The organism is Bacillus sp. B1-b2, from assembly GCF_009183415.1.
Taxonomy (GTDB): Bacteria; Bacillota; Bacilli; order Bacillales; family Cytobacillaceae; genus Niallia.
In genome coordinates this window covers 152,110-173,554 of record NZ_WEHU01000001.1, presented here as the reverse complement: position 1 = coordinate 173,554, position 21,445 = coordinate 152,110, and the positions used below count along the sequence as shown (strand labels likewise).

The window sequence follows — 21,445 nt, the reverse complement described above, 5'->3', positions numbered from 1 at the left end:
ATAAAATTTCCTTACATCTTATTTTATGGAGAACTAAATAACTTTTGAAAAGAAGTATATTCAGAGGGTTAGTAATGTAGTACTACTAAGAAAGGGGTAAGGGGTAAAAAAAAGATATCTCAAGAATAAAGCTCCGTTTCGCTTATTAATTTCTTGAGATATCTACATCTACTATTACTTACTTATGCTTGTCCTTGCTGCTCCGCTTTCTTTTTATTTCTAAAATGAATAACAAATGTTGCAGCAAAAGCAATCACTAATAATCCAAAGAAATAAATATGCTCAATATGAATATCGAAAACGCTAAGTAGCATTTTTATGGAGATAATCAAAATAAGGATATAAGCAGTAGCTTCAAGCTCTGGTATCTTATCAATAAGCTTTAGGAAAACTCCAGCCACACCACGCATCATAAGCACTCCAAGAATTCCACCTAACAATAATACCCATACTTGGTTACTTACACCAAAAGCTGCTAAAACACTATCTACGGAAAAAGCAACATCCATCAATTCAACGGAAATAACTGTACCCCAAAATAAACCGAATGTACGAATTAAAATTCCATTTTTATTGATACCCTTATGCTCTTCTTCCCCTTCTTCTTGATTAGCTGCTTTTCTTTTATCCATAAAATACTTAATAGCCAGATAAGCTAAGTAAGCTGCTCCTAACACTTTTACCCATGCAAACTCTATTAAATATACTCCGATTCCAATAGCGATAAAACGAAAAACATATGCACCTAATAATCCATAAAATAAAGCTTTTTTTCTAAGTTCAGGTGGCAAATGCTTTACCATCACTGCAAGTACTAAGGCGTTATCTGCTGATAATAATCCTTCTAGAATGACTAAAGTTCCAATATAACCCCAGCTAACAGGATCTGTTAATACTTCTCCCCACATCTGCCAATCAAAAAAAGTAGCATATGTATGAAAGATACTCTCTAATATTTCCATTTGCAAAGCTTCCCCCTAATGTGAAACGGACAACTCAAGCATTACCCAACGTCAAGACCAAAATCTTTCGCTAATGCAGCTAATCCACCTTGGTAGCCGCTACCAATTGCACTGAATTTCCATTCATTATTATGACGATATAATTCTCCTACAACTAAAGCTGTTTCAATTGAGAAATCTTCTCCTAAGTCATAGCGAATTAGTTCTTCATTTGTTTCTTCATTTAAAATACGAGCATATGAGTTAGATACTTGTCCAAAATTTTGATTTCGAGCATCACCATCATGAATAGTAATGGTAAAAGTAACTCGGTTAATATTAGAAGGAACAGACTTTAAGTCGATGACAACTTGCTCATCATCTCCATCACCAGCACCAGTTCTATTATCTCCATTATGAACTACAGCACCGTTACCACCTGTTGCATTATTATAAAATACAAAATCAGCGTCTGAGTTCACTTTACCATTTTCTCCAAGAAGAAAAACAGATGAATCTAAGTCAAAATCTTTTCCGCCATCGTATTTATTAACATCCCATCCTAGACCCACAACCACTTTTGATAATCCAGGATTACTCTTTGTTAAATCAACCTTTTGTCCTTTTGATAAACTAATAGCCATAATAATTCTACCTCCATAATATCTAGTATTTTTTATTTACGTCCTAGCATCAAAAAAAGTTTCAACTAAACTTAAAAAATTAGCTCATCCATTTAGGAGGAGTATTTTTGTCCCAGTATATGTCTCCAAGAACATAATGTGATTGAAACTCATCCTGATAGGTATGATAATGGAAGTTAAAATAATAACCTTCCTGAGGGGGACGATCCCTTCTCACATGAAAACGAATTATATCTTCATTTCCTTCTTTTGACACATGAAAGATTCTTTCACTTGTTCCTGCACTTGGTTGCTCTGTAATAGAAAGATAACTTAATTCTTCCTCTGGAAAAATACTAGTTACATCACTAATTGCTTTTTCTATTTCCGGTAGAATAAATAAACGAAATTCATCTTCAATTACAGGCTTAATTTTTGATCCAAACTTTAGATAGCTTTGTTCTTCTGCTTCTAACATCATTTTACTAATAAATTTTTCTCTATCAGTTAGCTCTTCTGTGTCTTCTGATATTGTATCTACTTCTGTTGCTTTGTTTAAAAATGATACTTCTCTTTCATCTCTTGGCTTTTTGTCATTATTATCATTGTTGTTGACAAAAGTTGTTGGTGATGGAGATACAAGACCAAATGTTAAAATAGATACAAAAACAACGAGACTTTTACGAATCCAATTAGGCATTATTTCACCTCTCTTTCTGAATCTCTAGTTGTTTTTTTAGAAAGTAATAACCTATTTTTTAAAAAACATGAAACCGATATAATAATTATATAATATTTCTGACTTATTCAACAGCAATATCCTATCAAATAAAGCTTAAATTTTCCTAAATTTCTTTCTCCCAGATTCCATAATGGAACTTTGCTGATTTACGTTTTAATTGTTTAAAACCAAATTCCTCAAATCTTTTACTTTTATAATGATCCTTTAATACAACCCTATTTTTTGTAACCCTTTTTGCATGAAAAATCATTTCTTTCGTCCACTCATCATATACAGCTAGTTGCTTTAAAGGCTGTAGTCCAACAGAATCTATGGATTCTTCAAACATTGGATCTATATATACACTATCAAAACTTCTATCACTCATACTTTTGAGCTCTTCTAGTGAATGATTATTTTTTACTGTGATCCTTCTCATTGCAGAGTCAATGGACTCTTCACCCGTATTCCACTCTTTTAAACCTGTTGCAACCAATGTAGCTATAATCGGATTTGCCTCTATTCCAATAACTTGACCCTTACTTCCAACGACAAAACTAGCAACAATACTATCAGATCCAAGCCCTAATGTACAATCAAGAAAACTACTTCCACTTCTTAAGTTAGTTGCTTCTACAAATGGATCAGACTCATTATTTAACAGTCTTTTTATACGAAACATGGCTGAATTTGGATGAAAGAAAAAAGGGGCGTTACTTTCGTATGAAAAAAACTCGAATTTTTCTTTCCCAATGACCAATACATCACTTTTAAATTTACTTTTTATAGCTTCTATGGATCTCTTATTACGTACCATATAAGTAGCTTGTAAATTGTTTGCAATTTCTTTTGCTAAATTTTGCATAAAATCATTCGTTCTATTTGATGTTGTAACAATCATAAATCTTCTCCCATTACATTACATTTTATCTACCCAATAAAAAATCTCTTAAGAAAGAATCAGAAATAAGTTTTCTCATTCTTTCTCTAAGAGATTTAATATTAACAATATAATTCAAAAGCAGAAACTAAGTTTTCCATAATTGCTTCCATCGAATTTCCTTCAATATCATAACGATGTATAAAATGAACTACTTTATTGTCCTTTATTAAAGCCATAGATGGTGAAGATGGCTCAATATCTCCAAAGAACTCTCTCATTTTTGCTGTTGCTTCTTTATCTTGACCAGCAAATACTGTTACTAATTGATCAGGCTTCTTATCTGCACCTAATACTGCTTGTGTTGCAGCAGGACGTGCTAAACCTGCAGCACAACCACACACTGAATTCACTACCACTAATGTCGTACCTTTATTTGTTTCAATAAATTGCTCTACATCTTCATCTGAAAGTAATTCTTGAAAACCTGCTTGTGTAAGTTCTGCTCTCATTGGTTTTACTACTTGTTTCATATATTCATCGTATGCCATTGACATAATAATTCCTCCTATTGCTGATTGATTTGCATTTACTATACCTAATTTTTTTACAGTCTGCAATGCTTTGAATTTTACTTACTTCTCGCTTCGGTCATTTGCTTCCAAACAGAACCCTTCGCTTCTTCGCCCAACTCTATTCTTTCCATCGCCATTTTCACCTGTAAGCTAACTTCGAATTCAGGATCATTCTCATGTTGTTTTAATGCAGTGAGTGCCGTTTCATCACCAACCTCATACAAAAACATAGCAGCTCTCCAGCGAACTAGTTTACTTTTATCTGATAAAGCTTCCATCATTTCATTCATAGCTTCAGGAAAACCTAAATCGGATAAGCAATCACCTGCAGTACGGCGAACCGTTACCGTTTTATCCTTTAATGCTTTATAAAGTGATGGAAGTACTCTAGTATCTTCAATCATTCCTAAATAAACAGTTGCTAGTCTTCTAATAGAAGGCTTTTCATCATCAAGCGCTTTCGTTAAGACAGGAATATCCTCTACTGTAGGATCTTCACTTTGTTCTAATCTTTGATATCTGATTTTCCAATCAGGAAAGTCAAGATCTTCTAGCTGAAGCTTTCTTTTTTCTCGCTTTAGTTTCGCTTCATCTTGTACATGGGGATTTTTCGCTTGGTTAATAATAGATTCTATTCTTGTATTTGGATAAGCAGCCGTTAACTCTTCTATCATATCACGGCCGATTTCTTCAAATTCTCCGTATCTAACACCAAAGTCCTTCCATTTTCTTGTCATAACCACATTATCTTCAGGAGTTCGTACAAGGGAGACTGCTTGTATAAAATGTTCTGGTAAACCAAAGCGTTTCTCCTCATTACTATCAGATAATTTAATCTGCATTGGAATTCCCTTGTACATTTGTACTTGTACCTTTATTTCTCCAAAGTGCTCGTTGACAAGTGATTCATTCTGTTTTTCGCTTTCATCCTCTCCGAAAGCGAGACGAACTTTAGATAGGAGCTCTTTCCAATCATATCGAGCATTTCGCTCTACAGCTAAAAAATCGGCTACATGGTACACACCCTTAATTCCTTCTATAGACAATATTCCTTGAATTAATTCTGGTGCTTCTTCTTTCTTCTCTACCTTATAGTTATTACTTTTTCCCATTGGTAGTTCTTGGTCTAAATTTATTTTCATGGTATTTGGACTTGGTGTAGGTTCAATTGATAGTATTTTCACTCTTTATACCCCCTTATATCTCCTTTTATCTTAACATGTCGTATTTCCAAAGGTATAGGAAGAAGTCTTCTTATTGATCTGCTATTTCAGAAAGATAACTCCATCTTTCAATTAAGTATTCTAATCTTTCATTTAACTCTTCCTGTTCTTTCATTAACGCATTTGCTTTTTCAAAATCACTACCTGACTGAGCTAACTCTCCTTCTATATCAGATAATCTTTGTTCTACTTTCTCTATATCTTCATCAATAGAAGCCCATTCTCTTTGTTCATTGTAGCTTAATTTGACCTTTTTTGTTTTCTCTTGAACGATTTCTTGTGGTTTTTCTTTTTTCACTTTCAATTGTTGTTGCTCTTCAGCACGCTCTACTTCAAGATATTCAGAGTAATTTCCATAATAGGAATCTATTACTCCATCTCCTTTTAAAATCAGCAGAGTTTGTGCCACTTTATCTAGGAAGTAACGATCATGAGAAACGGTAATAACAACTCCATTGAATTCTTCTAAATAATCCTCTAGCACCATTAATGTCTGTGTATCTAAATCATTTGTAGGTTCATCCAATAGCAATACATTCGGCTCACCCATTAAAATTTTTAATAAATAAAGCCTTCTTCTTTCTCCTCCAGAGAGCTTTCCAATAATAGTTCCGTGTGTATGCATAGGAAATAAGAAACGTTCGAGCATTTGAGCCGCTGATATTGTTTTTCCATCCGCTGTCTCTATTACTTCTGCTGTTTCTTTTAAATACTCTATCATTCTTTTGGTGAGATCCATTTCTTCATTCTCTTGTGTATAATAAGCAACCTTCACCGTTTGACCAATTATTCTTTCACCTGAATCAAGAGAAATGCTACCAGCCAAAATATTTAATAATGTAGACTTGCCTGTCCCATTTTTTCCAATGATGCCTATTCGATCTCCAGGCTTAACTAGTAAATCAAAGTTATTCAGAATGGTTTTGTCTTTAAAGTGTTTACTTGCATGAAGTAGCTCAAAAACTTGCTTCCCTAATCTACTGCCTTTTAGTGCCATATCAAGTTTTTCTTTTGATTTAACACTTGATAATTTCTCATCCAATGAATCAAAACGTTGAATGCGTGCTTTCTGTTTTGTTGACCGAGCCTTAGCACCCCTTCTCATCCATTCTAATTCTCTTCTGAATAAGTTTTGTTGTTTATCAATGGTTGCTGCTTCATTCTCTTCTCTTATAGCTTTCGCTTGCAAGAAATCAGCATAGTTCCCTTTATAGCTGTATAGATTACCACCATCTAATTCAAACATTCTATTTGTTACTTTATCTAAGAAATATCGATCATGTGTTACTAGTAAGAGAGCACCATTAAATCTTGTTAAATAGTCTTCTAGCCACTTAACCGCTTCAAAATCTAAGTGGTTGGTAGGCTCATCAAGTATTAGTAAATCTGGATCTTGAATAAGCACTTGTGCTAGTGCTACTCTTTTTTTCTGCCCTCCAGAAAGCTCTCCCATTTTCTTATCAAAGTTTTCAATACCAAGCTTCATTAAAATAGTTTTGGCGTTCGTATGTGCTTCCCAACCATTTAAGGCATCCATTCTTTTCTGGATAGAGAATAATGTTTCATGTAAGCTAGTATTTTCAGGATTGCTATTTACTTTCATTAATATTTCTTCATAATCTCTCATCAATGTAAGAACTGGAGCATCTCCTTCGAAAACTTGTTCTAGTACAGATAGGTCTTGATTCAATTCTGGACTTTGGGCAGAATAAGCAATTCGATAATCTTTAGGGGCGATAATTTCTCCTTCATCTGGTAAATCTAAACCTGCAACAATTTTTAAAAGAGAGGATTTTCCCGTTCCATTTATTCCAATTAACCCTACACGTTCTTTTTCGCTTATGGAAAAAGTAATATTTTGAAATAATTGTTTCTCTCCGTAGGTTTTTGTCATTTGTTCAATCGAAATACTTTTCATAATCCCCATTCCATTCCTTATAAAATTCTTCTAAATACATTTCCATGTATTGATGCCTTTTACTTGCTATCCTTTTAGCTGTTTCTGTATGTAAAAGATTTTGTAATTTTAATAATTTCTCGTAAAAATGATGAATAGAAGAAGACTTTTCGTTCCGATATTCTTCCACTGTCATGTTAGTTCTACTTTTTAATTCCGGGTCAAAGATTGGACTCCCTTTATGCCCGCCATAAGCAAACGTTCTAGCGATTCCAATTGCTCCAATGGCATCTAAGCGATCGGCATCTTGCACAATCTTTGCTTCTAGTGATTCTGGAGAGACTCCATTTCCACCTTTAAAACCTACTGTAGATATAATGGAAAGAATCTGTTCTTTTTCTTCCTTCCCTATAGAAAGTTGTTCTAGATATTGAATTAACTTTCTTTCTCCCGACTGCTTTGATTCGTTTAATTTTTCATCAGCAATATCATGTAACAATGCTGCTAGTTCTATCACTTTTATGTTTTCACTAGCTTCTTTCTCCCCGATAAAAATGGCAAGATTTCTTACTCTATTTATATGATACCAATCATGTCCAGTTGTATCGTGAGCTAATTGATTTTTAACAAATGCTTCCGTTTTTGCAATGATATTCATTTAATCACTTCCAATAGGTTCATTTACATATTGTAACATGAATTAGCAATTAGCCAACTATTTCGTTGTTTAGGTATAAAGCTTAATCATACAAAAAAGCCTCAAATTAGTAGGCGAAAGATATCATTGACATTCGCCTACTAATTTGAGGTTGTTATTGAAAGAATAATGTAAACTTTATTTCCTATTTATTTAGAAAACAGTAGTATTTGACTATCATTTAAACTCTTTCTTACATTTTCTCTTAAAAAATCAGGAGTGTTGGGCTCTGATTGGTGCTCTCTATTCCCTTTCCCTTTAAAAATCTGGCATAACTTGCTCTGAGTCTCCCAATTACAACCCTTTCTTCTATAAATAAGGTTTAATTTTAGGAAATACTTTCACAGCTGTGTTATAAAAAACGTCCTTGTGATATTCTTTTGGGATTAAATTTTTCACAAATTTAATATATGGTTTAAATGGGGCAAGGGGCCAGTCTGTTCCGAATATTAATTTATGATAAGAATTAGAATAGACAATGGCATGTCGTAAATGATTTAAAAAGACACCTTCTTGAGCTTCTTCTAATTCTTTTTTCGTTCCGACAATTAATCCAGAAAGATCCGCATATACATTGGAGTTTTTATAGATAATCTCCGCTCCTGTTAATGTCCACGGGTCACCGAAATGAGCCATCATAAAATTCACCTTGCGATATTTCACAGCAACCTCATCAATGGCAAGGGGATGAGAATATTTTAATAGTCCTCTTTCTGAATAGGTATCTCCTGTATGAAATACCACTGGCAGCTGATATTTTTCTGCTAATTGGTAAACAGGCTCATACACTTTGTCATAAGCATAAAATGGATAATATCCTAAATATATCTTCATTCCAACTACTTCTGGCTTTTGTATTTCCTCTTCTAATCTATTTATGGCTTCTTCATCCATATTATAGGGATTGATCCCTGCACAGTATACGACATTTTTCGGAAGATTATTAGAAAGATCTAAGCCCATTGGCGTTTGTGCTTCATTATCTGGAAAGCCCATTTTTGGTGTTTCCGTAACTCCCATTCCTATAGCTAAAACAATATTTGCTTTATTCATCTCTGCTACAAGTCCCTCATAACTATAATCTACATAGGAAAGATTTTTTCCCGTGTCTTTAAATGTTTCTATATTAGAGAAATGAATATGTGCATCAATAACCTTCATAAATACTCCTTGACTTTAGAATTTTATTCTTCTTAGTTTTCTTAAAGTAGCTGCATTAAATTCTTGATTATTAAATAATAAAAAATTAGGTTTCGTGTATATCCGATCATTATCTCTCACGCATTTCTCCATCGTAATCATTTGAATCGTCTCTTTGTTACTATAATATTCTGTGTTTTCCGCAGATTCATTTGTCATATAATACATTTTTTCTTGCTGAAGAGAAATAAAGTAGTCTGTTTCATCAGAAAAGTGCAGAGATTGCTCTTTCTCTGACGACAAATAAACTTGATTAATCATGCCATTTTTTAAATGCAACTCACATTTTTCATGGTCATTGCTAGTAAGGAAGAAATTAGTATGCCAAAGCTCTTCACTCATTCTTTTACCAGCATTTTCAATGACCTCTACATATGTGACGAAAACAGGCAGTCCTGGTAATGCTAAGAAATATTGTGCAAACCTTAGTCCCTTCCAGATTGGATGACTTTCAATGGTTGTTTCAATTCTTAGTCCAGACCAGATATTTTGGTGATTGTCTTTCCTTTCTACAAAATCACATGTACTAGTTTCTTTCAATAAGGAAAAAACATTTAAATCAGGCGGCCCCATTTTAATTCCACCACACCAAGGATTCCACCAGCTTTTAGCAGTCGGCTCTGGAAAAGCATGATCAAGCCATTCCATTCCATTTACCTGAAGAGAATAGACTCCAGGATAATAATCTGGTGAACCTTTAAAGGTCAATACTCCGTTGGATACAGAATAAACTTTCTTATTTTTCAGCTCAGAAATTTCTGTTTTGATTTGTCCTGATGGAACTAATATCAGATCTTCCGTCATTACTTTTTTTGTCGATAATAGCAGTTCTGTTCTCCACTTATTGACTGATTGTAATGGAAGCGAATTTTTATTAATAGAATAGGATGATGATCCATCTTCCATAGAAACAGAATGACGATCATTGACTTTCACATTATTTACATAATAATGTATCTCCCCATTTAATGATGTCTGTTTATGATGAAGCAGTTCAACATCTAAATTAGTTTCCTCCTGATAAATACAGTTATTATTATTCAAAGAAAGTGCAAGCTCATCTCTTAATTCCCTGTTACTCTTTTTTCCCTTATTAGCAAAGTGTTGGAAATCTTCCCATTTGCGGTATGCACCAATAGAAATATAAACAGGTGAATAGTTTTTCTCTCGCTTTTCAGGTTCCACATCTTCTTCTGAAACAATGTGAATACTCCATCTATCCATACTACATTTGCTATTTTCGTTCCAAGTAAAGCCAATCGGTTGTTTCACATCTTCAGAAAAGTACCAATTTCCATTGATGCTTCCTGATTGGATCTCTACAGGCTCTACTACATTCCATTTATCAAATGTCACAATATGATCATTCATTGGCATCACTACTTTTTTCCAATCATGATAGATGGTTTCCTGTAGGGAAAAATCTTGCTTTAAGGTCGTTTCACTCACTATTGTGATCCATCTCTTAATAAAACCTTCTGCATACAACTCCATATGTACAATAATATCTATACCTGCTAGTTCACTAGAGTGAAAGAATAATTTCATGGTAATGGTAGTATCTCCAGGTACTGCTTCTACTTTACAAGGCTTCAATTTTGATAATTCATTAGAATAAGGTTTCCCAAAAGATGGAGCATACATAACGAAAGACTCATCTAAGAGTGTCATCGAATTATCCCCTTTATCTACTGAAAGGGTATGAGTGCCATTGTATAAATTCCAATGTGTTTCATTTTCAACCATAAATCGATAGCCAATACCACTTAAGCCTATTGTTATTTGTTTTTGATAAGTTATTGCTGATTTACCTTCTCTTGCAATATCACATGCTAGCACAGCATCAAATTTTCCTAATTCCACCACAGTAGCAGGTATTCTCACCCATTTTTTTTCGTCTTTTGCTAGAGATATACTTATTTGTTCTTCATGAAAAGCTAGTTTATCGCTTTTCGGAAGACTTACGTTTAAATGAATGGCTTCCTCTAAGTTATTTTCTAATTCTAAATCTAAGTATGTGTTCATCTCTTTTGCAAGTATATGTTCCGGTTCTTTCACTGCCATAGAGACTGGTGATTTTGGTGATATCCCTAATTGTAACGGTGTTTTCACTCCATTTATCTCCACTTCTATTTGGATAAATGGATAGGTTTTTCCCTTTATCGGTTTATCGCCTTTTTGAATAGTAAATGGTTTTTCAAGTGTATATTTTTCCTCTATTAAGATAGACTCCGAAAAGTGGCATAAAACTCTATCTTGATTGTCGGCATCTATTTTGACTTGTAATGGCTCTGATGTTTTATTTTGTACTTGAACATAGACAAGTTGCTCAGTTTCTTCAATAAGCTCATGATTTTCTAGCAATAGCTCTAGTATAAAGTCCTTAGTCTCTATATAGCTAATGCCTCTTCCCGTTTTTTCAAATTTCACCGAAATTATATCTTGATCTTTCTTCCACCTATATGAATAGAATGTAAAGTTATTTTTTAATTCTCCATCGGGTTTTACTTCTATTTCTAATTGTAGATCACGATACCAATCTATGTTTTTTAAGTATTTCTTCAATAATGGATTTTTTAATACACTTGGCATAAAATTCATAAGATGCGTATACTGGTCGTCATCTTCCCAAAAGAAACCACATCTTTTATATAACGGAACTGCTTTTAAATTTCCAGCCCATGTGTATAAATCTAATCTCGGCCATTCTGAATGAATCGCTTGCTCAATTGCGTGTAATAAAAGTAGCTTCCCGACTTTTTTCCCATGATAATCTGGACGTACATTCAATAATGGAATATAAAGTGCACCGATATCTTCTTTATAGACAGCAAAACCGCAATAGCCTACAACTTCATTGCCTACCATAGCTAGAAATGTATCTAAATTGCCTGAAGCTTGTTGTTGATCTATTACTTGTTGCTTTGTTCTTCCCGTTCCACCCCATGCCTCTTTACTATCTGACCACATTTTTGCAACCGAATTTGCTAATCTGTCATGGTAGCTTACAATTTCAATAGTTTGTAATTCTTCTATTTTTGTTGACACTATGAACCATCTTCTCTCTTAATTTGATTTTGTTGTTCTTTCTTACTAAGAAACATTGAAAACATCTTTCCCCCTCCTTCATTCTTAAAAAAGGAATGTTTTTCCACATCCCTTTTTCATCGTATAACTATTAAGAATTTTTGTAAAGTTTCCTGTGTCTATTTTTAGAAATTTATACTATTTAACAAAACTAGACAAAGCTCGTCAAAGGAAATTGGGAATTTATATAGAAATGTAAAGAACAAGTAATGGAAAAACGTCCTTCTTGCCAATGGTAGATTGTAATAATTTCATGAGGGGTGTGTAAAAAATGGAAATGCAAGTGAAAGAAGCTTCTGTAATAGTAGAAGATAAATTAATGACGGTGAAAGAAGCTGCGGAGTTCATTAATGAAAGCCCAGGGGTTTTAAGGAATTGGTTAAGAGAATTAAAATCATTAATTCCTATTGTAATTGGGGAAAATGGGTATCGTTATTTTCACCAAGATGGTCTACAAATGCTAGTTCAAGTAAAAGAAATGCGAAATGCTAAGCAAATGTCCCTTAAACAAATTGAAGATGAATTAACAAACCCTCCAATTACTTCTCATTCTTCTGAAAACGATGCCACAGAAAAGATACTTTATGATTTAGAAAGTTTAAAAAAAGATTTGGAATTGCAGAAGAACTTCAATCAAGTGCTAGTTCAGCAAATAAAAAAACAACAAGAGCAAATGGACATACAAATAACAAAAATTCAGGAACAGCAAGCATACATTGCAAAATTGGAGTATACTTCTCAACAAGCCTTACTAGAAGAAGAATATAGGAATGTGATCAAACAACAGAAACAAAAAAGAACGAACTTCCTTCGCTTTCTATCTTATAGGTAAATATATTAAAAGTCAGGGAGGTAATTACTTCATCCCTGACTTTTTCATATTGCTAAATGGTGTGACACTTTTGTCGTAAAAAGTGTCTATAAAGAGTGTGCTGGTATTCAACCTTATTAGATGAAAGGTTTATAGTAATTTCTCTAAATCTTCTTTAATCTCTAAAGGATTGGTATTAGGAGCATATCTTTCTACTACATTACCTTCTCTGTCAATTAAAAATTTAGTGAAATTCCATTTAATTGCCTTCATCCCTAAGGCTCCTGGTGCTTCGCTAGTTAAATATTGATACAGTGGATCTGCATCTTTTCCATTCACATCTATTTTTGCAAACATAGGAAAAGTTATTCCAAAATTAATTTCACAAAAGGATTGGATTTCTTCATTAGATCCAGGATCTTGGTTCATAAATTGATTACTCGGAAATCCTAATACAGTAAAGCCTTTATCTTCGTACTCTTGATATAAAGCTTGTAGCTCTTTAAATTGGGGAGTAAATCCACATTTACTGGCAGTATTGACAATTAATAAAACCTTTCCTTCAAAATTTCTCAAAGGTTGCTTTTCATTGTTCATTGTTTGGACTTCAAAATCGTAAACACTCATACTTAACTCACCCTTCTATATGTAATAATGAATCCATTGTTGAAAGCTGTCTCAACGTGTCTTCCATATAATCTACCATTGTCAATAAATCCTCTAGCTGATCTTCATTGACAACTCGATTAAAATCAATAACAATATGATTTCTTATAATTTTATCAGATTGAAGGGGATTAGAGCGAACTTCTTGTACTATTTTCACCCCATCTCCCCATAATTCTTTTAACAATCTATTTATGCTTATATATATTTCTTGCTTATTAATATGACGCAAATTTAATTGTATTTTAATGGTTGCACCCATTGCTGAATTGCTATTTGGTAGTTCTAAAAGTTCAGAAGCAAGATTTTTTACATCAGCTGTTAAAATCAGTGTTAATTTAGCATTTTTTTGGTCCTTTAATGACATAGAAATGGTATATTCTCTTGCTAATTTAGAGCTATTAAAAAGATCATTTCGATCTAGTATATTTAAGTCACCCTCTAAATCCTTGTCATAAATTTGTCCCTCTAAAACCATTCTCATATTCTCAAATGCAGTTGGATCAAACATCGTACGTAATTTCCCCTTTTTTACCGAATTCTTTAAAATAAACCAACTGCTTTTCCCTGATCATCAACATCCATGTTCAATGCAGCAGGTTTTTTTGGAAGTCCAGGCATTGTCATCACATCATTTGTTAATGCAACTATAAATCCTGCTCCGATAGATGGCTTAAACTCCCGTATAGTAATACAAAATCCTTTTGGTCTACCAAGAAGAGATGGATCATCTGATAAAGAGTATTGTGTTTTAGCCATGCATATAGGTAAATTACCCCAACCAAAATGATTAAAATCGCTCATTTGTTTTTTAGCTTTTGTTGAAAATTCAACGGAGTCTGCACCATAAATCTTCCTTGCGATTGTCTGAATTTTATCTTCTATAGTATCTGTTAATTCATATAAAGGACGAAATTCGCTATCTTTTTCTTCTAGAATTTGCAAGACTTTTTCTGCTAATTCTATACCACCTTCTCCACCCTTTTCCCAAACTTCTGTTAATGCTACAGGCAAATTCTCTTCTTCACAAAGCGCGTGTAAAGCTGCTACTTCTTCTTCTGTATCCGTAACAAATTTATTGGTGGCTATTACAAAAGGCAGACCAAAATGTTTAATGTTTTCAATATGCTTCTTAAGGTTAGCAAATCCCGTTTTTAATGCATCGATATTTTCTTCTGCTAAGTTTGTTTTGGAAACTCCACCATGCATCTTTAATGCTCGAATGGTTGCGACAATTACTACTATCTCTGGATTAATATCTTCATTCCTAGATTTAATATTTAAAAATTTCTCTGCTCCTAAATCAGCTCCAAAGCCAGCTTCTGTTACTACATAATCAGCAAGCTTAGTAGCTGCAGTTGTTGCAATAACACTATTACATCCATGAGCAATATTTGCAAAAGGTCCACCGTGAATAATAGCAGGTGTATGTTCTATTGTTTGTACCAAATTTGGTTTAATCGCATCTTTTAGTAATAAAGTTAACGCACCTTCTACTTTAAGATCAGATACTGTTAATGGTTCTTTATGTATGTCGTAAGCAATTACCATTTTAGCTAAGCGTCTCTTTAAATCTGTAAGATCTGATGCAAGGCATAATACTGCCATAATTTCTGACGCAACTGTAATATCAAAACCATCTTCTCGAGGAACACCTTGAATTGGTCCACCTAATCCAATAATGACATTTCTTAATGCTCTGTCATTTAAATCAACTGCCCTTTTCCAGACAATTCTTCTGGAATCTATTTGACATTCATTTCCTTGCTGTATATGGTTATCAATTAAAGCAGCAAGTGCATTATTAGCAGTAGTAATAGCATGTAAGTCTCCAGTAAAGTGAAGATTTATATCCTCCATCGGTAGTATTTGAGCATGTCCACCACCACATGCTCCTCCCTTAATACCCATAGTTGGCCCTAAAGATGGTTCTCGCATTGCAATGATTGCTTTTTTGTTCAATTTATTAAGTGCATCACCTAAACCTACTGTTACTGTTGATTTTCCTTCTCCAGCGGGAGTTGGATTAATGGCAGTCACAAGAATTAATTTTCCAGACTTATTTTTCTTTAATTCCTTTAGCTTATCATTACTAATCTTAGCTTTATATTTTCCGTATAATTCTATATCATCTTCTGTTAAATTTAATTTATTTGCTATATGTATAATAGGTTTCATTTGTGCTTCTTGCGCTATTTGAATGTCAGATTTCATGTGATAACCTCCTTATTATCTCTATTTATGATGAATTTCCCCATCTATTGTACACTATTATTGATACAAAGGAATACAAGTATCACTTTTAAAAAGTCACTCAATCTAGGCATAAATTTTGAAATACTGCTAAAAAATCATTATCTTTTCATTATTCTAAACATTATAATTGCGACAAGGCTAAATCAACTTTATAATAACTGTATTATTGTAAGTTTTTTTGACAAGTCTACATACAACATAATTAAAATGGCGTTCATTATGCCATTTGATCAGGAGGAGATTTATTTTTATGCCTATTAAGATTCCTCATCTACTTCCAGCGAGAGAAATTTTAGAAGAAGAAAATATTTTTATTATGGACGAAGGAAGAGCTAAATCACAAGATATTCGCCCCTTAAATATCCTTATACTTAACCTCATGCCAGAAAAACAAAAAACAGAAGTACAAATACTACGATTATTAGGAAATACGCCATTACAAGTGAATATTTCTTTCCTGAGAACCGCGACCTACGAATCAAAAAATACTAGTCCTTTTCATTTGGAGCAGTTCTACACTAATTTTGAACAAGTTAAGAAAAATAAGTATGATGGTTTAATTATTACAGGAGCACCTGTTGAATTATTTGCTTTCGAAGAGGTGGACTATTGGAACGAACTGAAGGAGATTATGGAGTGGTCCAAATCTAATGTTACATCTACTTTACATATTTGCTGGGGTGCTCAGGCGGCTTTATATCATCATTATCAAATTGATAAACATGAGCTATATCAGAAATGCCATGGAATCTTTAAGCATTATGTTCTAAATGCCTCTGATAAATTAATGAGAGGTTTTGATGATACCTTTTTAGCACCACATTCTAGACATACTAATGTAGAATTAGAAGAAATTAACAATCATCCTAATTTAGAGATTCTTGCTGCTTCTGAGGATGCAGGTGCATTAATTATTTCAGGAAATAATGGTCGTCAAATCATGGTAACAGGACATTTGGAATATGATTCCACTACACTAGGCGAGGAATATAAACGAGATAGTGAAAAAGGATTGAAAGTTCATCTTCCACTTGATTATTTTCCTAATAACGATCCAAGTAATTTACCATTAAATAATTGGCGATCACATGCCCATTTATTATTTTCTAACTGGTTAAATTATTATGTATATCAAGAAACTCCATTTGAATGGAAATGAAGGAGGAAAGAAATAAAAATTCTTGAGGCTATTCTAAGGAATGAATAGAATGACTTCATGACCCAATCAAGTTTTCTCTGTGTCCATTCATGTGTATACTTTGCCTTGAATGAAAGGGCATTATAGCAAACCACACCATTTAATTAGTTTTTTTGAGGCTTACTATTCGCTTATCAAAGCCATTTCCTTTTAGCGAATAGTAAGCCTCTTCAAATGAATGAATTATTTTCTGATAAAAACAGGTGTTATTAGCTTTTTTTCCTTTTGTTCTGGGTAATTCTATGACCACCCAATTTCTTATGCATTTTTAGCAATCTTGCTAACGGTGTCTACTATAGTAACCTTTCACATGAGGGCATAGAACTTCTACTCTATGACAATAGAAAGATTATGTATTTAATACTTTAAGTTGAAACTCTCTAACTTCCGTCGCGACTTCAACCATTCGTTTTAAAGCAGCAATTGTTTCTGTTTCTTGTCTCGTCTTTAATCCGCAATCTGGATTGATCCAGAACTGATTAGCAGGGATTATTTTTAATGCTCGATTAATATTATCTGTTATTTCCTTTTTACTAGGAATGCGTGGACTATGAATATCATAAACACCCAGTCCAATTTCCTTGTTATACGTATATTCTTCGAAAGTAGAAATAAGTTCACCATGACTTCTTGATGTTTCAATAGAAATAACGTCTGCATCTAAACAACTGATAGCATGGAAGATATCTCCGAAACTGGAGTAGCACATATGGGTATGGATTTGCGTACTATTTTCCACAGATGAGGTAGAAAGTTTAAATGCAAGCACTGCCGCATCTAAGTATTCATCCCATTTTTCTTGTTTAAGTGGAAGCCCTTCTCGAAGTGCTGGTTCATCCACTTGAATTATTTTTATTCCATTTCTCTCTAATTCTTCTACTTCTTTTCGTAAGGCAATAGCTATTTGATTTAATACCTCAACTCTTGGTATATCATCCCTAACAAATGACCAATTTAATATGGTAACAGGACCTGTCAGCATTCCTTTAACGTGTTTGCTTGTTAGAGATTGTGCGTATACACTTTCCTTTACTGTCATTGGTTTATCAAATGAAACTTCCCCAAATATTAATGGTGGTTTTACACAACGAGAGCCATATGATTGAACCCAACCAAATTTCGTTACTAAAAAGCCATTTAGCTTCTCTCCAAAGTATTCGACCATATCCGTCCGTTCAAATTCTCCATGAACTAGTACATCCATTCCAATTTCCTCTTGAATGCTAATCCATTTCTCAATCTCCTTTTCAATGTATTGTTCATATTGTTGATCAGAAAGTTCTCCTTTCCTCCATTTCAACCTTTTATTTCTTATTTCTGTTGTTTGTGGCAAACTTCCAATGGTAGTAGTTGGTAATAATGGAAGTCCTAGTAGATTTTTTTGAATAATGTTTCTTTTTTCAAATGGTAATGTTCGGTCAGGATTTAGGCCCTCTGTACTCACTAGATTCTGTGTTTTTTTTCGGTATTTAGAATGATTTAGAACCTCAATGGCCTGTTTACTTTCTTGGATTTTATCAGCAATACTTTCTTTACCATTCCGGAGACCCTTTACAATGGTTGCAATTTCCTCTAATTTTTCATCTGCAAAAGATAATACATCTTTTATAATTGAATGTAATGTCTCTTCTGTTTTTTTCGTCACAGGAACATGGAGCAAGGAACAGGAAGATTGTACAATTAACCTATCATTATCAACGAATTGCTGAATGGTCTCTAATAAACGGAGCTGACTCTCCAAATCTTGACGCCATACATTTCGACCATCAATAACACCAACAGCAAGAACCTTATTTTTAGGGAACCCATATTTTCGCAGAATGTTAAGTGAATCTTCATGAACAAAATCAATACCTATTCCATCTACAGGTAATTGAATGACATTCTCATAAGAACTTATTGATTCAAAATATGTTTGGATAATAATTTTTATTTCTGGTACAGCAGCAGCTATTAACTCATAGGCCTGACTAATTGCTTGATAGTCCCCTTCAGATAAATCCTTTACAAAAATTGGCTCATCCACTTGAACCCAATTAACACCAGCCTCTTGTAATTCTTTCAATACTTGAATATATACTGGAAGAAATTTCTTAATTAAAAGAGCAAATTCTTCCTGTTCATAACCCTTTCCTAGCTTTAAGAAGGTAGCGATTCCTAACAAAACTGGTTTCCCTTCTATTCCGAGTTCATCTTTTGCTTCTTTATAAAAAGTTAGAGGACGATTTTCTACAAGAAACGGCTTTGCATCGTCTAATTCAGGAACAATATAGTGATAGTTCGTGTTAAACCATTTTGTCATCTCTGAAGCTACAGCATTCTTTGTTCCACGAGCAATGGAAAAATAGGTTTCTAAAGATGTATTGCCATCGTTGTTTTGAAATCGCTTTGGTACAATACCAAACATAACAGAAGTATCCAATACATGATCATATAAAGAAAAATCACCAACTGGAATTAAATCTATTCCTATTTCCTGTTGTTTCCTTAACCCCTCTAAACGTATTTTCTTTGTTTCTTTTAACAATTCTATTTCTGTGATTTCTCCACTCCAAAACTTTTCCAATGCTTTTTTCCATTCACGTTTCTCCCCAATTCTTGGATATCCAACATTTGAACTTAGTAGATTCTTCATTTTCATTCCTTCTTTCTATTATTTTTGATTAATAATCACTCACTGATAAAGATATCGTTTTCTAGGAAAAATCTGCTCTTACCAATTTTTCTATCTTAGTTGTTTTTTCTTGTGCATATTTAGCTAATTCAACTGTTAAGTCATAGCGCATAAAAGGCGTAATTAAATAAATTCCATTAAAAAATTCTATTGCTGTATTAATTAATTCCTTTGCAATCAATAATCCTTCCTGTACAGCTTGTTCTGGATTATTCGCAGTAGCTGCCATTCTTTTCCTAACATCATCTGTCAATTTGATACCAGGAACCTCATTGTGTAGAAACTCTGCGTTTCTTGTTGAAGTGAGCGGCATAATACCAATATATATAGGTGCGTTAATATGCTGAATGGCTTTTGCTATCTCCATTAACTTCTCTCTGCAAAAAATCGGTTGTGTAAGAATATAATCTGCCCCATATTCTATTTTTTTCTCCAGACGCTCAATACCTTTCTGAATATTGCGAATATTAGGATTGAAAGCTGTTGCTACATGGAAGTTTGTTTTTTGCTTCAATGACTTTCCAGAAAAAGAAATTCCTTCATTAAATTGTTTAATTAACTTAATTAGTTCAAAAGAGGTTACATCAAAAACGGATGTAGCTCCAGGAAAATCTCCTACTTTTGTTGGATCGCCTGTTATAGCCAATAAATCTCGTATCCCTAATGTATGTAATCCCATTAAATGGGATTGCAAGCCAATCAAATTGCGGTCTCTACATGTAACATGAACGATAGATGACAACCCAATTTCTCTTTTAACAGCTGCTGCCATTGTCAGATTACATATCCTTGGTGATGCAAGAGAATTATCCGCTAGTGTTAGCCCGTCAATTCCAGCATCTTTCAATGCTTTTGCTCCCTCAAAGAATTTATTCGTATTCAAATCTCTAGGTGTATCCAATTCAACGATGATTGATTTCTGCCCTTTAACTTTCTCAAATAATGTTCGTTCATTCTGTTGTTTTGTTTCAGTTATCACTAATTTCGGCCGTTTTTTTACTATCTTTTCCTTTATCGGGACTAATCCATTCACTCCTTCCGCTAGTGCTCTAATATGTTCTGGTGTCGTACCACAGCATCCCCCTATTAACCGAACACCCTCATTTCGAAAATGAAGAGCAAATTTTTCAAAATAATCAGGTTCTGATTTGTATTGAAGTCTGCCTTCTCTGTATTCCGGTAAGCTTGCATTAGGATATGCAGACAAATAAGCTTTTTTAGGAATCGGGACAGACTCTAGCGCTTTCAACACATGGTTCGGACCTAATCTACAATTCACTCCCACCACATCTGCACCAAGGTTTTCTAAACGTTCTAAAACGACTGATAACTCTAACCCGTTTTCTAATACTCCAGGTTCATGCATCGACACATTTGTGATAATAGGAATGTCTGTCTCTTCTCTAGCAATTCTTAAAACCGTTTCAAGCTCATTTATATCGTAATATGTTTCTAACAAAAGCCCGTCAACACCTTCAAGTAATAAACAATATAATTGTTCTCGGAAACTACGTTTAATTTCTTCGTTCATGTCAACACCCATGCCAGATCCATGAATACCACCAATCGTTCCCACCACATATGCATCTTTTTGCGCTGCTTTTCGAGCAATGCGAACTGCTTCACTATTAATTTTTTTCACACTATCTTCTAAACCATATCTTGCAAGTTTTATATAGTTTGCACCATACGTATTTGTCTGAATAACCGTTGAACCTGCTGAAAGATAAGATTGATGAACACGGAAAACCTCTTCAGGATGAGAGATATTCATCTTTTCAAAGCTACTATTAATCCCATATGAATATAGCAAAGTTCCCATGGCGCCATCACCAATCAAAATTCGTGTTTTCAAATCCTCTAATAATGTCATATACCTTTTCACCTTATTATTCATATTTTTATAACAATAAGCGGTCATCTCCGTAAGAAGATACTTCTAAAAGTTTCCATAAATCCCTCCCTTTAGAAATAGTGGTTTAAAAGCAGTGAGCGT

Annotated in this window: 17 protein-coding genes; 2 read left to right on the top strand and 15 right to left on the bottom strand. The window is 33.7% G+C overall.

Going from position 1 to position 21,445, the window contains the following annotated elements; genetic code table 11:
* Positions 1-182: 182 nt before the first annotated feature.
* From F9279_RS00880 to F9279_RS00835, 10 genes are all read right to left on the bottom strand, one after another.
* Positions 183-962: a TerC family protein gene (locus F9279_RS00880; RefSeq protein ID WP_152110749.1), complete on the bottom strand. Its 780-nt coding sequence runs from the start codon at positions 960-962 to the stop codon at positions 183-185.
* 41 nt (positions 963-1,003) lie between these two features.
* Positions 1,004-1,585, bottom strand: coding sequence for a TerD family protein (locus F9279_RS00875; protein WP_152110748.1), 582 nt, complete (start codon positions 1,583-1,585; stop codon positions 1,004-1,006).
* Between the two features lie 79 nt (positions 1,586-1,664).
* On the bottom strand, positions 1,665-2,264 hold the full coding sequence (locus F9279_RS00870; RefSeq protein ID WP_152110747.1) for a YpjP family protein: 600 nt from the start codon (positions 2,262-2,264) through the stop codon (positions 1,665-1,667).
* Positions 2,265-2,409: 145 nt separating this feature from the next.
* Positions 2,410-3,186: a class I SAM-dependent methyltransferase gene (locus F9279_RS00865; protein ID WP_152110746.1), complete on the bottom strand. Its 777-nt coding sequence runs from the start codon at positions 3,184-3,186 to the stop codon at positions 2,410-2,412.
* A gap of 101 nt (positions 3,187-3,287) precedes the next feature.
* Positions 3,288-3,722: a BrxA/BrxB family bacilliredoxin gene (locus F9279_RS00860; protein ID WP_152110745.1), complete on the bottom strand. Its 435-nt coding sequence runs from the start codon at positions 3,720-3,722 to the stop codon at positions 3,288-3,290.
* Between the two features lie 74 nt (positions 3,723-3,796).
* A complete protein-coding gene (locus F9279_RS00855; protein ID WP_152110744.1) occupies positions 3,797-4,924 on the bottom strand; it encodes a conserved virulence factor C family protein in 1,128 nt (375 codons plus the stop codon).
* 70 nt (positions 4,925-4,994) lie between these two features.
* On the bottom strand, positions 4,995-6,881 hold the full coding sequence (locus tag F9279_RS00850; protein WP_152110743.1) for an ABC-F family ATP-binding cassette domain-containing protein: 1,887 nt from the start codon (positions 6,879-6,881) through the stop codon (positions 4,995-4,997).
* Positions 6,862-7,518, bottom strand: a complete 657-nt coding sequence (locus F9279_RS00845; protein ID WP_152110742.1) for an HD domain-containing protein — start codon at positions 7,516-7,518, stop codon at positions 6,862-6,864. The genes F9279_RS00850 and F9279_RS00845 overlap by 20 nt, the downstream gene beginning before the upstream one ends.
* 348 nt (positions 7,519-7,866) lie before the next feature.
* Positions 7,867-8,718 (bottom strand): amidohydrolase family protein, encoded by an 852-nt coding sequence (locus F9279_RS00840; protein ID WP_152110741.1) that lies wholly within the window; start codon positions 8,716-8,718, stop codon positions 7,867-7,869.
* Positions 8,719-8,733: 15 nt separating this feature from the next.
* Complete coding sequence (locus F9279_RS00835) at positions 8,734-11,805, bottom strand: GNAT family N-acetyltransferase (protein WP_152110740.1); 3,072 nt, start codon at positions 11,803-11,805, stop codon at positions 8,734-8,736.
* A 310-nt stretch (positions 11,806-12,115) separates the two neighbouring features.
* Between F9279_RS00835 and F9279_RS00830 the strand changes: the two genes are divergently transcribed.
* Positions 12,116-12,676 (top strand): helix-turn-helix domain-containing protein, encoded by a 561-nt coding sequence (locus tag F9279_RS00830; RefSeq protein ID WP_152110739.1) that lies wholly within the window; start codon positions 12,116-12,118, stop codon positions 12,674-12,676.
* 129 nt (positions 12,677-12,805) lie between these two features.
* Here F9279_RS00830 and F9279_RS00825 read toward each other — a convergent pair whose 3' ends face one another.
* The 3 genes from F9279_RS00825 to F9279_RS00815 are packed head-to-tail and all read right to left on the bottom strand — an operon-like array spanning position 12,806 to position 15,535.
* Positions 12,806-13,282 (bottom strand): glutathione peroxidase, encoded by a 477-nt coding sequence (locus F9279_RS00825; protein ID WP_152110738.1) that lies wholly within the window; start codon positions 13,280-13,282, stop codon positions 12,806-12,808.
* 7 nt (positions 13,283-13,289) lie between these two features.
* The gene (locus tag F9279_RS00820; protein ID WP_152110737.1) at positions 13,290-13,832 is read right to left on the bottom strand and encodes a hypothetical protein; all 543 of its coding nucleotides are present in this window, start codon (positions 13,830-13,832) and stop codon (positions 13,290-13,292) included.
* Positions 13,833-13,864: 32 nt separating this feature from the next.
* Entirely contained in the window at positions 13,865-15,535 is a 1,671-nt protein-coding gene (locus tag F9279_RS00815) for a formate--tetrahydrofolate ligase (RefSeq protein WP_152110736.1), read from the bottom strand.
* Between the two features lie 292 nt (positions 15,536-15,827).
* Here F9279_RS00815 and metA point away from each other — a divergent pair, with 292 nt between their 5' ends.
* Positions 15,828-16,736, top strand: coding sequence for a homoserine O-acetyltransferase MetA (gene metA, locus F9279_RS00810; RefSeq protein ID WP_152110735.1), 909 nt, complete (start codon positions 15,828-15,830; stop codon positions 16,734-16,736).
* Positions 16,737-17,124: 388 nt separating this feature from the next.
* Here the strand turns inward: metA and metE are convergent, their stop codons facing one another.
* Both metE and F9279_RS00800 read right to left on the bottom strand, forming a co-directional pair.
* A complete protein-coding gene (metE, locus tag F9279_RS00805; RefSeq protein WP_152110734.1) occupies positions 17,125-19,410 on the bottom strand; it encodes a 5-methyltetrahydropteroyltriglutamate--homocysteine S-methyltransferase in 2,286 nt (761 codons plus the stop codon).
* 61 nt (positions 19,411-19,471) lie between these two features.
* Positions 19,472-21,322: a bifunctional homocysteine S-methyltransferase/methylenetetrahydrofolate reductase gene (locus F9279_RS00800; RefSeq protein WP_152110733.1), complete on the bottom strand. Its 1,851-nt coding sequence runs from the start codon at positions 21,320-21,322 to the stop codon at positions 19,472-19,474.
* Between the last annotated feature and the right edge of the window lie 123 nt (positions 21,323-21,445).